Genomic DNA, 13,148 nt, shown 5'->3' on the forward strand with positions numbered 1-13,148 from the left:
CGATGTAGAGCTCGGGGGCCACCACCTTGCCGGTCTGGCCGACCTGCCAGTCGTTGGGCGCGTAGCCCGAATCGACCGCCGCGCGGCTGGCGCCGACCGCGGCACCCAGCTTGTCGGCGAGCTTCTCGATGATGGCGAAAGTCTCCTCCGAGCCGACGCCGCGCCCGCCGGAGACGACGATGCGCGCCGAGGTGAGCTCCGGCCGGTCGCTCGCCTGTACCCGGTCCTCGACCCAGGCGGAGATGCCGGGATCGGCGGCGGCCGCGCCGGTCTCGACGGGGCAGGGCGCTTGGGATCCGGCGGCTTCGAAGCTCGCGCCGCGCACGGTGACGATCTTGGTGGCGTCGCGCGACTGCACCGTCTGGATGGCGTTGCCGGCGTAGATCGGCCGCTCGAAGGTGTCCGGGGAGACCACGCCGGTGATGTCGGAGATCACCATCACGTCCATCAGCGCCGCGAGGCGCGGGGCGACGTTCTTGCCGGTGGTGGTGGCGGGAAAGGCGATGTGCTCGTAGCCATCGGCCAGGCCGTGCACCAGCTCGGTCAGGGGCTCGGCGAGGCGATGGGCATAGGCGTCGCCCTCCACATGGATCACCTTGGCGACGCCGTCGATCGCGGCGCCCGCCGCCGCCACCGCGGCGCAATCCTTGCCGGCGACGAGAAGGTGGATGTCGCCGCCCATGGTCTTGGCCGCGGTCACCGTCTTGGCGGTGGCGTCGTTCAGGGCCGCATTGTCGTGCTTGGCGAGGATGAGGACGGCCATCAGAGCACTCCCGCTTCGGTCTTGAGCTTCTCGACGAGTTCGGCGACCGAAGCAACCCGGACGCCCGCCTTGCGGGTCTCCGGCTCCACGGTCTTCAGCACCTTGAGCCGCGGGCTCGCGTCGACCCCGAAATCGGCCGGGGTCTTCTCGTCCAGCGGCTTCTTCTTGGCCTTCATGATGTTGGGCAGGCTCGCGTAGCGCGGCTCGTTCAGCCGCAGATCCACGGTGACGACGGCGGGCAGCGCGACATCGATCACCTGCAGCCCGCCATCCACCTCGCGGGTGACCTTGGCCGTGCCCTCGGCGATCTCCAGCTTCGAGGCGAAGGTCGCCTGCGGCCAGCCGAGCAGCGCCGCGAGCATCTGGCCGGTGGCGTTCATGTCGTTGTCGATCGCCTGCTTGCCGGCGATCACCAGCCCGGGCGCCTCGGCGTCGATCACCGCCTTGAGGATCTTGGCGACCGCCAGCGGCTCGATATCCTCGTTGACGTTCTCCGTTGCCACGACGAGGATCGCCCGGTCGGCCCCCATGGCGAGCGCGGTCCGCAGCGTCTCCTGGGCCTGCTTCACCCCGATCGACACCGCGACGATCTCTGAGGCCACGCCCTTTTCCTTGAGCCGGATCGCCTCCTCGACGGCGATCTCGTCGAAGGGGTTCATGCTCATCTTGACATTGGCGAGCTCGACGCCGCTCCCGTCCGCCTTGACCCGGACCTTCACGTTGTAGTCGATGACGCGTTTGACGGGGACGAGGATCTTCATGACGCTTCCCTTGTGTCGCTCCTGCGGTCCGTGGCCGGACCGCCCCTTCCTGCCCCGGGCCGCGGCGGCGCGGGCGGCGGAAAGCGACGCTTTACCCCGCGCGATTCCGCATCGGCTGGATACGGTCGCATGATGTTCTGCGCAACAGGAACTTCACGAAGCGAGGGCAGGCGGCGCCGGACTGTCGCCCGGCGCCGGCTTCTTGGCTCAAAAGATGAAGTCGGTGGCGTCGAGTTCGCCGACAGTCGTGCCGAGCATGATGATCGTGCCTTCGTCAGACACCACCTTCACGTTCGGACCAAACTGGCCGATCAAGAAGTCGTCGAAGGAATCGATGCTTGCGAGCGCGGTCACATCGATCCGGTCGAGCCCGTTCTCGAAGTCGGTGATCGTCGTCTGCTCGGCGGTGAACACGAACACGTCGTTGCCTTCGTTGCCGGTCACGATGTTGATGCCGGTCAGGCCGATCAGGCGGTCGTTGCCGGCGCCGCCGACCAGGCGGTCGTTGCCGAAGCCGCCGTTCAGCGTGTCGTTGCCGTCCTCGCCGTAGAGGCTGTCGTTGTCGGATTCGCCGGCGAGGATGTCGTCGCCGGCGCCGCCGTACATGATGTCGTCCTTGGAGCTGCCGCTCAGGCGGTCGTTGCCCTCGCCGCCGTACATCCGGTCGGCACCGCTGCCGCCGCTCAGGACATCGTCGCCGAGCCCGCCGGTGAGCGTGTCGTCGCCGCGGTTGCCCCGGATCGTGTCGTTGCCCTCGCCGCCGTCGATCGTGTCGTTGCCCTCGCCGCCGCCGATACTGTCGTCGCCGCTGCCGGTGACGATCGTGTCGTTGCCGCTACCGCCGTCGACGATGTTGTTGCCGCCCTCGTCGGTGATCACGTCGTTGCCGCCGTCGCCGTAGATCGTGTCGTTGCCGAGCCCGCCGACCATGCGGTCCCCGCCGTCGCCGCCGAACATCCGGTCGTTGCCGTCCTGGCCGTACATCCGGTCGTCGCCGATGCCGCCCAGCATGCGGTCGTTGCCGGTGCCGCCGTAGAGCAGGTCGTCGCCGCCGTCCCCATAGACGCGGTCGTTGCCGTCGCCGCCGTCGATCCGGTCGTTGCCGTCGTAGCCGATGATCTGGTCGTTGCCGCTCAGGCCGAAGACGCGGTCGTTGCCGGTGCCGCCGTTGACCCGGTCGTCGCCGTTACCTGCGTTGATGGTATCGTTGCCGGTGCCGCCGGAGATGCGGTCGTCGCCGTCGTAGCCGTAGATCGTGTCGGCGCCGCCATAGCCGTAGATGATGTCCGCGAGGCTGGTGCCGCGCAGCACATTGTTCAGATCGTTGCCTTTTATCAGTGCCATTTCCAGCTCCTGTAGTTCATTCGTTCGGTGAAAGGGATTTCGAGTGCACGCGGTTCTGCCTGCACTTCGTCGAGCTCAAGTTCGGTTGGACTAGGACGCGACCTCCATGCTTGGCCGCGTCATGCCGCCGCCGCCCGGCCTGAAAGCTCGACCAGGATCGCGGAATAGACCAGGGCGGTCGCGACGAGAACGAAGACGTGCCACACGGTGTTGTGATGTGGCAGCCGCTCCCAGAGCAGGAACACCAGGCCGATCGAATAGAGCGTCCCGCCCAGGAGGATCAGGGCGAGGCCGGCCGGGCTCAGCCCCGCGATCAGCGGCCCGCCGAAGAGCATACCGGCCCATCCGATCACGAGATAGAGCACGAAGCTCGGGCGCTTCCATCGCGCCGGGCCGAAGAGGATCATCGATGCGCCGGTCAGCGACGCCCCCCAGATCCCGGCCAGGAACGGCCCGGCATGGGTTCCGGTCAGCACCGCGAAGGGCGTGTAGGTTCCGGCGATCTTCATGTAGATCGCCGATTGGTCGAGCCTCCGGAGCAGATCCCCCCAGCCCGGCCGGGTCACCGTGTTGTATATGGCCGAGCAGGCGAGCATCCCCACGAGGCTGATCGCATAGACCGTCGTGGCGGTCACGGTGCCGAAATCGCCGAACCACAGGCAGGCCAGCACCACGAGCACCGGGGCCGCGATCAGCGCCGAGGCGAGGCCGGCGACGTGAACCATGGCGTCCGAGACCCGCTCGGTGCGCGTATAGACCATGGGTTCACGCTTCGGCAACATCGCCAGGACCACTCCGACAACTCCACACAAGTAATCCAGAACCAATCATACGCCAGCCGCGGCATCCCCGGGAAGCCGTTTAGTTACGCAATGGTTACCGTCTTCGGCGGTCGTCCGCCGGTTCAGCGGTTGGCGCCGGGCACCCAGAGCACGTCCGCCGCGCCGCCGTCATTGGCCAGCCGGCTCGCCACGAAGAGCCAGTCGGAGAGGCGGTTGAGGTATCGCACCGCCTCCGCATTGACGGCCTCCAGCGTCGCGAGCTCGACCACCAGCCGCTCGGCGCGCCGGCAGACCGTGCGGCAGAGATGCAGATGCGCCGCCAGCGCCGAGCCGCCGGGCAGCACGAAGCTGCGCAGCGGCTTCAGCCCGGCGTTCATCGCGTCGATCTCGGTCTCGAGGCGCGTGACCTGCGCGGCGACGACGCGCAGGCGCGGATGGGGCGCGGCCGCGTCGTTCTCCATATCCGGCGTGCAGAGATCGGCGCCGAGATCGAAGAGGTCGTTCTGGATGCGCGCGAGCCCGGCTCCGAGATCCGCGTCCGCATGGAGCCGCGCGATCCCGAGCGTGGCATTGACCTCGTCCACGGTGCCATAGGCGCCGACGCGGAGCGAATGCTTGGCGACGCGGACGCCGTTGCCCAGCGCGGTATCGCCCGAGTCGCCGGTCCGGGTATAGATGCGGTTCAGCACGACCATGGGCTCAGCCTCGGCGCGAGAAATAGACGAAGACCACGATCAGGATCACCGCGATGAACTGCAAGAGAATGCGTAGCCGCATGATCTTGTTGGCATATTTGCGGTTGAACTCCCCGCCGCGGGCGAATGTCGCGACCCCGAAGACCAAAACCGCAAGCACCGCGAGACAGGCGATCCCCGCAAGGATGAAAAGCGGATCCCTTGTCAACATCCCGTTTCCCGAGCCTCCGGACGAGACCTAGCCGAATTGCGCGCGGATGCAAGGCCGTCCGGCCGGGCTGCCGGGGAGCCCCGAACGACGCGATGGCCCCGAGCGCGGGCGGGCGCGGTTAACCCATCCGCGACACGGCGGTTTGCCGGAGCCCGGAACCGGTGCAGACTGCGCCCGGCGAGCGCCCGCGTCCCGGGGCGTCCCGCCTTCCGTCCGGGGGATGTGGAATGAGCCTGCCTGCGACCTGCCGCCTCGCCCTTCTGGCCTTCGCCGCGACATGTTCCGCGACGGCGGGCGGCGCGGAGACGGTGCTCTCGGGACGCTCGGCGCAGGCGCTGCGCTGCGCCGCCTATATCGGCATGGCCGGCCAGTACGGCTATGCCGGCGGCGTGCTCTCCGCCTCGGACATGACGATGATGACCCGCTGGTCGGCGCAGGTGCTCGAGATCTGGGTGCCGCTGGCGCCGCAGCGGCGCCTCGACGCCTATCGGGCGGTGCTGCGCGAGATGGGCTCCCAGGGCAGCAGCTACGAGCTGATCGACCGCTACGCCGATTGGTGCGTCGCCGAATTCACCCCGCACGGCTCCTGACGGAACGGCGGATCCCGCCGCCGGCGCCACCACGGTCACCACCGGCGCAGGACCGCATCGAGAAGCCGGGTCGGCAGCCCGCGCCGCAATCCGCCGGCGATGCGGGCGGGCAGGGTGACGCGGTAGCGCGGCCGCGGATTTCGCGCCTCGAGCGCATGGATCAGCCTGTCCGTGACTGCCGAGGGCGGCAGCTCGAAGCGGTCCCGCGCCTTGTCGGGCGCATAGAGCCGCCGGTGCATGGCACCGGCGTAGAAATCCCGGTGCACGGAACCATCCCGGTCGATGTGGCGCTCGAAATGGGGAATCGCGTTGCGGCGGAAATTCGTCCTGATCGGGCCGGGCTCGATCAGGCTGACCTGGATGCCGGTTCCCGCCAGCTCCAGCCGAAGCGTGTCGGTGATGCCTTCGAGCGCGAACTTGCTCGCCACATAGGCGCCGCGCCAGCGCGCGGCGACGAAGCCGAGCACCGAGGAATTCATCACGATCCGCCCCGTGCCCCGCGCCCGCATCGCGGGGATGAGCCGGTTGGTCAGGTCGATCTGGCCGAAGAGGTTGGTCTCGAAGATCTCGCGCAGCGCGGCGCGCGGCAGATCCTCCACCGCGCCGGGGCAGGCGAAGGCGCCGTTGTTGAAGACCGCGTCGATGCCACCCCGGGTCAGATCGAGGGCCTCCCGCACGGCCCCGGCGATGCTCGCCTCGGAGGCGAGGTCGAGCGGAAGGCTCTCGAGGCCCCTCTCGCGCAGCCATGAGCAATCTTCCGCCTGCCTGCAAGTTGCCAGCACGCGCCAGCCGCGCATATGCAAGGTTAGCGCTGCGTCCTGTCCGATGCCGGAGGAGCAACCGGTGATGAGAATGCACTTGCCTGTCATGCCTGCGCGCTACCCGGCCGGCGCGCCCGCGTAAAGCGGAGAGATGCCGTGGAGCGAACCCGAAGCGAACGTGACCGTTTCGTCATGCGGATCGACCGTCGGATGCGGTGGAACCACCGCTGCGCGCGGCTCGGCCGCCTGCTCGGCGCGACGGGCGGGCTCCAGGCCGCGGTCTATGACGCGACCTTCCGCAGCGACGCGGAGGCGGTGAGCTATTTCTACGCGCTCACGAACGATCATCTCCCGGATCTCGACCACCCCACCTGGCTGAACGAGAAGATCCGCTGGCAGTTCCTGCACCACCGCAACCCGCTGATGAGCCTCGCCGCCGACAAGATCGCGGTGCGGGACTATCTCGCGCACAAGCAGGCGCGGATCGAGGCGCCCGCGATGATCGCGACCGGCGCGGCGCCCGACGACCTGCTCGCCGTCGACCTGCCTGCGCGCTTCGTGCTCAAGACCGCCCATGGCAGCGGCCAGATCCGGATCGTCGACGGCACCGCGCCGGTCAAGCGGCCGGAGCTCATGCGCCAGCTCGGCGCCTGGGCGGAATTCGACCAGTGGCGCCATACCGGCGAGCTGCATTATCGCGACGTGCCGCACCGCTGGCTCGTGGAGGAATACGTGCCGGCGATCCGCGAGAAGCTGGAATTCAAGGTCTTCTGCTTTCACGGCGAACCGGCCTTCATCTCGGTCATTACCGATCGCGACGGCGATGCCTATTCCCGGGTCAACTTCGACACCGACTGGCGGCGCGTGCATTTCGGCAGCCGCGGCCGCGCCCATGACCCCCGGCCGGTCCCACGGCCCGCCGATCTCGACCGCGTGCTGGCGCTCGCGCGGCTCCTTTCGGAGGATTTCCTGCATGTCCGGGTGGATTTCCTGAAGTTCGACGGAAGGCTGGTCTTCTCCGAGCTCACCTTCGCCAGCCTCGCGGCGCGCATCCCCCTCGAGCCGGTCGAAATGAACGCGGAACTGGGCGCGAAGATCGATCTCGGCCGGGCGGCGGATGCGCTCGCCAACGGCCGGCGGGTCGCGGCGGGACTCGGCTGGCCGCGCATGGCCGAAGCGGCGCAACGGGCCGCCTGACCGCCGCCGGTGTTTCGGGTCCGGGGAATCGGTCCCGGCCGGAAGAGTGTTGCCGAATGGTTTCGCGAGGCTCACGATTCCTCCATAAGCGGAAATCCGCTCAGTGCCTTGCGTCCCTTTGTTAACATTAGGGGTTCTGCCGGGAGGTGAGCTACCTTGCTCGCAATACAACAAGAGTGTGGCCGCGCCGGGCCCGTCCCGGCGGAGGCTGCACCAATCGAGGCAGGAAAATAGAGGGGTAGAGATGCCTAGATTCGATCAGGATCGGGAGCGATTCGTCAGCCGAATAGACCGCCGGCGCCGATGGGCGCATCGCCGATACTGGCTGGAAAGCAAGATGCGCCAGCCGGCGAGGGGGATCCAGGCCGCCGTCTACGACGCGTCCTTCCGGTCCGACGCGGAAGCGGTCGCCTATTTCTACGCGGTCGCCAACGACCACATGCCGGATTTCATCGAGCCGGTCTGGATCAACGAGAAGATCCGCTGGCAATTCCTGCGCCACCGCAATCCCCTGATGAGCCTCGCCGCCGACAAGATCGCGGTGCGCGACTACGTGCGGTGGAAGGGATCGGAGATCGAGCCTCCCGAGCTGATCGCCACCGGCAGCACGCCGGCCGATCTCGACGACGTGGAGTTTCCCGAGCAGTTCGTGATGAAATCCACCTACGGCAGCGGGCAGAATTACATCCACGAAGGCTGGAACGGCCCCGACCGTGACCGTCTCGTCGCGGTGCTCGAGGCCTGGAACAACTGGGACCAGTGGCGGCGCACGGGCGAGTTGCACTATCGCAGCGTGCCGAAGCGCTGGCTGATCGAGGAACTGATCACGGCCCGGCGCGAGAGCCTGGAGTTCAAGTTCGCCTGCATGCACGGCGAGCCGGTCTATGTCACCGTCATCGGCGCCCGGAACGGCACGCGCTACGAGCGCGCGGTCTACGACCTCGACTGGCGGCGTCTCGACCTCGTCGCCGAGGGCGGCGGGGCCGTCGAGATGGGGCCGGTGCCGCGCCCGGCGGATTTCGAGTCGATGGTGACCGAGGCCCGGCGGCTCTCGGAGGACTTCATGCATGTCCGGGTGGATTTCCTGAAGTTCGACGACCGGCTGGTCTTCTCGGAACTGACCTTCGCCAGCCTCGCGGCCTGCCATCCCTTCCGCCCGATCGCATACAACCGGGAGTTGGGGACACTGATCAATCTCGACCGTGCCACGGAATATCTGGCGCGCGGCCGCAGGATCGCCAACCAGCTGGGATGGAAGGCCGCCGCCGCCTGACCGCCCCATCCCGATCGCGGGCGCGCGCAGCTACTCCCCGCGCGCCCGACGTCTCGACGCTGGACGGCGGTTGAGCGCCGCGCTACACCATATCTATGGCCGACACGACCGACAACGCCGACATGCCCGATGGCACGGTGACCGCCGAGCCGCTCGCCCGGGCGCTGGGCGAGCGCTATCTCACCTACGCGCTCTCCACCATCATGCACCGCGCGCTGCCCGACGCCCGCGACGGGCTGAAGCCGGTGCATCGCCGCATTCTCTATGCCATGCGGGGCCTGCGGCTCGACCCGGGTTCCGCCTTCCGGAAATGCGCCAAGATCGTCGGCGAGGTGATGGGCAATTATCACCCGCATGGCGATCAGGCGATCTATGATGCGCTCGCCCGCCTCGCGCAGGATTTCAACGTGCGCTACCCGCTGGTCGACGGCCAGGGCAACTTCGGCAACATCGACGGCGACAACCCGGCCGCCCAGCGCTACACCGAGGCGCGGCTGACCGCCGCCGCCGCGGCGCTGCTCGAAGGGCTGACCGAGGACGCGGTCGATTTCCGCGACAACTACGACGGCTCCGAACGCGAGCCGGTGGTGCTGCCGGCGGCCTTCCCCAACCTGCTCGCCAACGGCTCGAGCGGCATCGCTGTCGGCATGGCGACCAACATCCCGCCGCACAACATCGATGAACTGGTGGGCGCCTGCCTGCATCTGATCAAGGCGCCGAACGCGCGCGACGAGACGCTGATGGACTTCGTCCAGGGCCCGGATTTTCCCACCGGCGGCATCATCGTCGAGCCGCGGGCGGCGATCAAGGAGGCCTACCGTACCGGCAAGGGCGGCTTCCGGCTGCGCGCGCGCTGGGCGGTGGAGGATCTCGGACGCGGCACCTGGCAGGTCGTCGTCACCGAGATCCCCTACCAGGTGCAGAAGGGCAAGCTGATCGAGCGCATCGCCGAGATCATCAACGCCAAGAAGGTGCCGCTGCTCGCCGACGTGCGCGACGAGAGCGCCGAGGACCTGCGCATCGTGCTGGAGCCGCGGGCGCGCACCGTCGACCCGGCACTGATGATGGAGATGCTCTTCAAGTCGAGCGACCTCGAGACCCGCTTCGCGATGAACATGAACGTGCTCATCGACGGGCGCACGCCGCAGGTCTCCACGCTGAAGGAGGTGCTGCGCGCCTTCCTCGACCACCGGCGCGAGGTGCTGCTGCGGCGGTCGCGGTTCCGACTGGAGAAGATCGACGCGCGGCTGGAGGTGCTGGGCGGCCTGCTCGTCGCCTATCTCAACCTCGACCGGGTGATCGCGATCATCCGCTACGAGGACGAGCCAAAAACGGTGCTGATGGCGGAATTCTCGCTGACGGAGGTGCAGGCCGAGGCCATCCTGAACATGCGGCTCAGGAACCTGCGCAAGCTCGAGGAGATGGAGATCCGCGCCGAGCGCGACGCGCTGATCGCCGAGCGCGCCGATCTTGCGAAGCTTCTCGACTCCGAGGACCTGCAATGGAGCCGGATCGCCCAGGAACTGCGCGAGGTCCGCAAGGCCTTCGGCAAGGACTCTCCCGGCGGCGCGCGACGCACGGATTTCGCCGACGCGCCCGAGGTCGAGGAGGTCGCCTACGAGGCGATGATCGAGCGCGAGCCGATCACCGTCGTCTGCTCGGCGATGGGCTGGATTCGGGCGATGAAGGGGCATGTGGACCCAGGCGCCGAGTTGAAGTTCAAGGACGGCGACGGGCCGGCCTTCTTCCTGCACGCGGAGACCACCGACAAGCTGCTGCTCTTCGCATCCAACGGGCGCATGTACACGCTGAGCGCGACCCAGCTTCCCGGCGGCCGCGGCATGGGCGAGCCGGTGCGGCTGATGGTCGACCTGCCGAACGAGGCGCAGGTGCTGACGCTCTTCGTGCATGTGCCGGGCGGAAGGCTGCTGGTCGCCTCGGAGGCGGGCGACGGCTTCGTGCTGCCCGAGGACGAGGCGGTGGCGCAGACCCGCGCCGGCAAGCAGGTGCTCAACCTCAAGGAGGGCGTGCGCGCGGTGGTCTGCCGTCCGGTGAGCGGTGACCATGTGGCGGTGGTGGGCAACAACCGCAAGCTCCTGGTCTTCCCGCGCGCCGAGTTGCCGGAGATGGGCCGCGGCAAGGGCGTGCGGCTCCAGCGCTACAAGGACCGCGACGGGGCGCTGACCGACGCCATCACCTTCGACCTGCGCGACGGGCTGAGCTGGAAGGATCCCGCCGGCCGGACCCGCACCGTCACCGACCTTTCCGACTGGACCGGCGCGCGGGCGAGCGCCGGCCGCATGGCCCCCCGCGGCTTCCCCCAGAGCAACCGCTTCGAGTGACCGCCCGACCGACGTCCCGGCCCGATCGGGCTGGAGGCCATCGGCTCGCCCCGAATGGCCGCCGATCTCACCCGATCGACGCCGCCAGATCGCTCGCCGAAACGCCCTCGCGCAGGTCCCGCAGCCGGAGATAGACCATCGCCGAGAAGGCCGCCGCGACGAGATAGCCGAGGGCGGAGAGTGCTACCTGCGCGGCAAGGCCCGTCAGCGGGCCGAATTCGGCGGACAGAACCCCGATCGGGATGCCGACCGCCAGCAGCAGCGCGAAGCCGATCGCCAGGAGCCCGACCAGCGGCCAGCGGTAGCCGCGGGTCAGCACCTCGGCCCGTTCGATCCCCCGCCAGCCGGCATCCTCGAAGACCGTCGTCGCGCAATAGGGCAGGTAGCGCGCCGCGGCATAGAGGCCCGGGATCACCAGAAAGACGATCCCGATGCCGATTGCGATCGAGACCGCGAGGGTGAAGACCAGGAGCGGCAGGAACTGCCGCACCGCCTGCCGGAGATATTGCCCGGTGGAATGGCGCCGCCCGATCGCCACGTCGATCGCCACGAGGCAGAGAAAGCCGGTGAGCAGCGTACCGAGCAGGAGATCGGCCAAAGCCGCCCAGAGCAGGCCCGGCCCCAGCGCGGGCACCGGATCGGCGGGCGCGAGGCCCTCGGCAGCGAGGGCCGAGACGAGCGAAACCCCGAGGGCGGCGGGAAACATCCGCCCGAAGCCGTCGCCCGCCAGCCGGAGCGTGGCCGAGATCAGACTGCCGATGCCGAGGCCCCCCGGCGCGTCCCCGCTCACCCGAAGGCCTGCGGCTGCACTTCGCGCGCCATGTGGTCGAGCACCCCGTTGACGAATTTCGCCTCCTTGCCCTCCGGGTAGAAGGCCTTGGCCACGTCCACGTATTCGTTGATCGTGACCTTGGGCGGGGTGTCGGTGGCGACCAGCTCCGCGCCGGCCGCGCGAAAGACCGCGCGCAGGGTCGGGTCGATCCGGTCGATCGGCCAGCGCGCCTCCAGCGCCCGGTCGACCGTCTGGTCGATGCGCGCCTGATTTGTCACCGCGGCGGCGAGCAGCGCGCGGAAATGCGGCAGGTCGGGCTCGGCGAAGGTCGCACCGTCGATCTCGGCGCCGACCCGGTGCGTCTCGAACTCGCCGAGCACCGTCTCGAGCCCGGTATCCGCGGCCTCCATCTGGAAGAGCGCCTGCACCGCGTAGAACCGCGCCGCCGACCGCATGCGCCGCGCCTGGGCCGCCGTCGGCCGTGCCCTGGATGCACCCGCCATTCAGGCGATCTCGCTGCCGTCGCCGCCGGCGACGCGGAAGCTGCCCTCGGGCAGGGGTTTCGGGGCGAACGCGAAGCGCCGGGCCAGTGCGATCAGATGCAGGCAGGCCTCCGCCGCGCCGCCGCCCTTGTCCTGCCCGCCGGGCTCGGCGCGCACCGCCGCCTGCGCCGGGGTCTCGACCGTGAGGATGCCGTTGCCGATGCAGAGCCCGCGCAGCCCGAGCAGGGTGAGCCCGCGCGAGCTGTCGTTGCAGACCGTCTCGTAATGGGTCGTCTCGCCGCGGATCACGCAGCCGAGCGCGACATAGCCGTCGAATTCGCCCGACCGCGCGGCCAGCGCGATGGCGGTCGGGATCTCCAGCGCCCCGGGAACCTCGACGATCTCATGCGCCACCTCGGCCCGCGCCAGCGCCGCCGCGGCACCGCTGACCAGCGCATCGGCGATCGCGCGATAGAAAGGCGCCACGACCAGGAGCACCCGGGTCGGGCGGGTGAAGCGCGGGGCCGGCAGCGAGCGGGTTTCGTCGCGACGTGCCATCTCAGCCCCCCGCCGCCGGGATCGGGCGGGTGCCGAGGATCGCCAGGCCGTAGCCTTCGAGGCCGACGACCTTGGGGCTCGGCGAATTGGAGAGCAGCACGAGATCGTGGAGCCCGAGCGCGTTGAGGATCTGCGCGCCGACCCCGTATTGCCGCAGCTTGTTGGGGCTGACGTGATCGCCGGCATCGAGCTTCATCGACATGTCGCGCAACAGCACCACGACCCCCCGGCCCTCGGCGGCGATGGCGAGCATCGCGTCGCGCAGCTGGTGGCTGCGGCCGGCATGGAGGCCGAGCATGTCCTCGAAGGGATTGGCCGCATGCATGCGCACCAGCACCGGCTCGGCGGAGGTGATGTCGCCCTTGGTCAGCACGATATGCTCCGCCCCCGCGGTCACGTCGGCGAAGACCCGCATCTGCCAGGCGCCGCCGTATTCGGAGGTCACCGCACGCACCTCCGTCTCGCGCACCAGGTTGTCGTGGCGGCGGCGATAGGCGATGAGATCGGAGATCGTGCCGATCTTCAGCCCGTGGCGCTGGGCGAAGGCGACGAGATCGGGCAGCCGTGCCATGGAGCCGTCCTCGTTCATGATCTCGCAGATCACGCCCGAGGGATTG

Annotated in this window: 15 protein-coding genes; 4 read left to right on the plus strand and 11 right to left on the minus strand. The window is 68.9% G+C overall.

The genetic code is table 11. The annotated features are described in order from the left end of the window. The 6 genes from V7050_RS11395 to V7050_RS11420 all read right to left on the minus strand — a co-directional run. Nucleotides 1–763, minus strand: a 763-nt coding sequence (locus V7050_RS11395; RefSeq protein WP_324410553.1) for an electron transfer flavoprotein subunit alpha/FixB family protein, incomplete at its 3' end; no start/stop codon positions are given. After that, the gene (locus V7050_RS11400; RefSeq protein WP_324374608.1) at nucleotides 763–1,524 is read right to left on the minus strand and encodes an electron transfer flavoprotein subunit beta/FixA family protein; all 762 of its coding nucleotides are present in this window, start codon (nucleotides 1,522–1,524) and stop codon (nucleotides 763–765) included. The genes V7050_RS11395 and V7050_RS11400, both read right to left, overlap by 1 nt. Before the next feature lie 207 nt (nucleotides 1,525–1,731). Continuing rightward, nucleotides 1,732–2,868 (minus strand): calcium-binding protein, encoded by a 1,137-nt coding sequence (locus V7050_RS11405; RefSeq protein WP_324366907.1) that lies wholly within the window; start codon nucleotides 2,866–2,868, stop codon nucleotides 1,732–1,734. Between the two features lie 119 nt (nucleotides 2,869–2,987). Continuing rightward, nucleotides 2,988–3,629 (minus strand): PAQR family membrane homeostasis protein TrhA, encoded by a 642-nt coding sequence (gene trhA, locus V7050_RS11410; protein WP_324366909.1) that lies wholly within the window; start codon nucleotides 3,627–3,629, stop codon nucleotides 2,988–2,990. 143 nt (nucleotides 3,630–3,772) lie between these two features. Beyond that, complete coding sequence (locus V7050_RS11415; protein WP_324366911.1) at nucleotides 3,773–4,345, minus strand: cob(I)yrinic acid a,c-diamide adenosyltransferase; 573 nt, start codon at nucleotides 4,343–4,345, stop codon at nucleotides 3,773–3,775. Between the two features lie 4 nt (nucleotides 4,346–4,349). Then, nucleotides 4,350–4,556: a twin transmembrane helix small protein gene (locus tag V7050_RS11420; protein WP_324366913.1), complete on the minus strand. Its 207-nt coding sequence runs from the start codon at nucleotides 4,554–4,556 to the stop codon at nucleotides 4,350–4,352. A 227-nt stretch (nucleotides 4,557–4,783) separates the two neighbouring features. On the opposite strand from V7050_RS11420, the gene V7050_RS11425 reads away from it, so the two are divergent. After that, nucleotides 4,784–5,146 carry a hypothetical protein gene (locus V7050_RS11425; protein ID WP_324366915.1) on the plus strand — a complete coding sequence of 121 codons (363 nt, stop codon included), beginning with the start codon at nucleotides 4,784–4,786 and terminating at the stop codon, nucleotides 5,144–5,146. Between the two features lie 35 nt (nucleotides 5,147–5,181). Here the strand turns inward: V7050_RS11425 and V7050_RS11430 are convergent, their stop codons facing one another. After that, on the minus strand, nucleotides 5,182–6,015 hold the full coding sequence (locus V7050_RS11430) for an SDR family NAD(P)-dependent oxidoreductase (RefSeq protein ID WP_324366917.1): 834 nt from the start codon (nucleotides 6,013–6,015) through the stop codon (nucleotides 5,182–5,184). A gap of 48 nt (nucleotides 6,016–6,063) precedes the next feature. On the opposite strand from V7050_RS11430, the gene V7050_RS11435 reads away from it, so the two are divergent. The 3 genes from V7050_RS11435 to parC all read left to right on the plus strand — a co-directional run bounded on the left by V7050_RS11435 (nucleotide 6,064) and on the right by parC (nucleotide 10,719). Beyond that, nucleotides 6,064–7,104, plus strand: coding sequence for an ATP-grasp fold amidoligase family protein (locus tag V7050_RS11435; RefSeq protein WP_324366919.1), 1,041 nt, complete (start codon nucleotides 6,064–6,066; stop codon nucleotides 7,102–7,104). Nucleotides 7,105–7,441: 337 nt separating this feature from the next. Continuing rightward, nucleotides 7,442–8,377 carry an ATP-grasp fold amidoligase family protein gene (locus tag V7050_RS11440; RefSeq protein WP_324366921.1) on the plus strand — a complete coding sequence of 312 codons (936 nt, stop codon included), beginning with the start codon at nucleotides 7,442–7,444 and terminating at the stop codon, nucleotides 8,375–8,377. A 95-nt stretch (nucleotides 8,378–8,472) separates the two neighbouring features. Next, on the plus strand, nucleotides 8,473–10,719 hold the full coding sequence (parC, locus tag V7050_RS11445; RefSeq protein WP_324366923.1) for a DNA topoisomerase IV subunit A: 2,247 nt from the start codon (nucleotides 8,473–8,475) through the stop codon (nucleotides 10,717–10,719). 67 nt (nucleotides 10,720–10,786) lie between these two features. Here the strand turns inward: parC and V7050_RS11450 are convergent, their stop codons facing one another. The 4 genes from V7050_RS11450 to V7050_RS11465 all read right to left on the minus strand — a co-directional run. Next, the gene (locus tag V7050_RS11450) at nucleotides 10,787–11,509 is read right to left on the minus strand and encodes a hypothetical protein (protein WP_324366924.1); all 723 of its coding nucleotides are present in this window, start codon (nucleotides 11,507–11,509) and stop codon (nucleotides 10,787–10,789) included. Then, complete coding sequence (nusB, locus tag V7050_RS11455; RefSeq protein ID WP_324366926.1) at nucleotides 11,506–11,994, minus strand: transcription antitermination factor NusB; 489 nt, start codon at nucleotides 11,992–11,994, stop codon at nucleotides 11,506–11,508. Before nusB ends, V7050_RS11450 begins: the two co-directional genes overlap by 4 nt. Then, the gene (locus tag V7050_RS11460) at nucleotides 11,995–12,531 is read right to left on the minus strand and encodes a 6,7-dimethyl-8-ribityllumazine synthase (protein WP_324366928.1); all 537 of its coding nucleotides are present in this window, start codon (nucleotides 12,529–12,531) and stop codon (nucleotides 11,995–11,997) included. A 1-nt stretch (nucleotide 12,532) separates the two neighbouring features. Beyond that, a partial coding sequence (locus V7050_RS11465) for a 3,4-dihydroxy-2-butanone-4-phosphate synthase (protein ID WP_324410555.1) occupies nucleotides 12,533–13,148 on the minus strand: 616 nt, incomplete at its 5' end.

The organism is Amaricoccus sp. (genome assembly GCF_036846665.1).
Lineage (GTDB): Bacteria > Pseudomonadota > Alphaproteobacteria > Rhodobacterales > Rhodobacteraceae > Amaricoccus.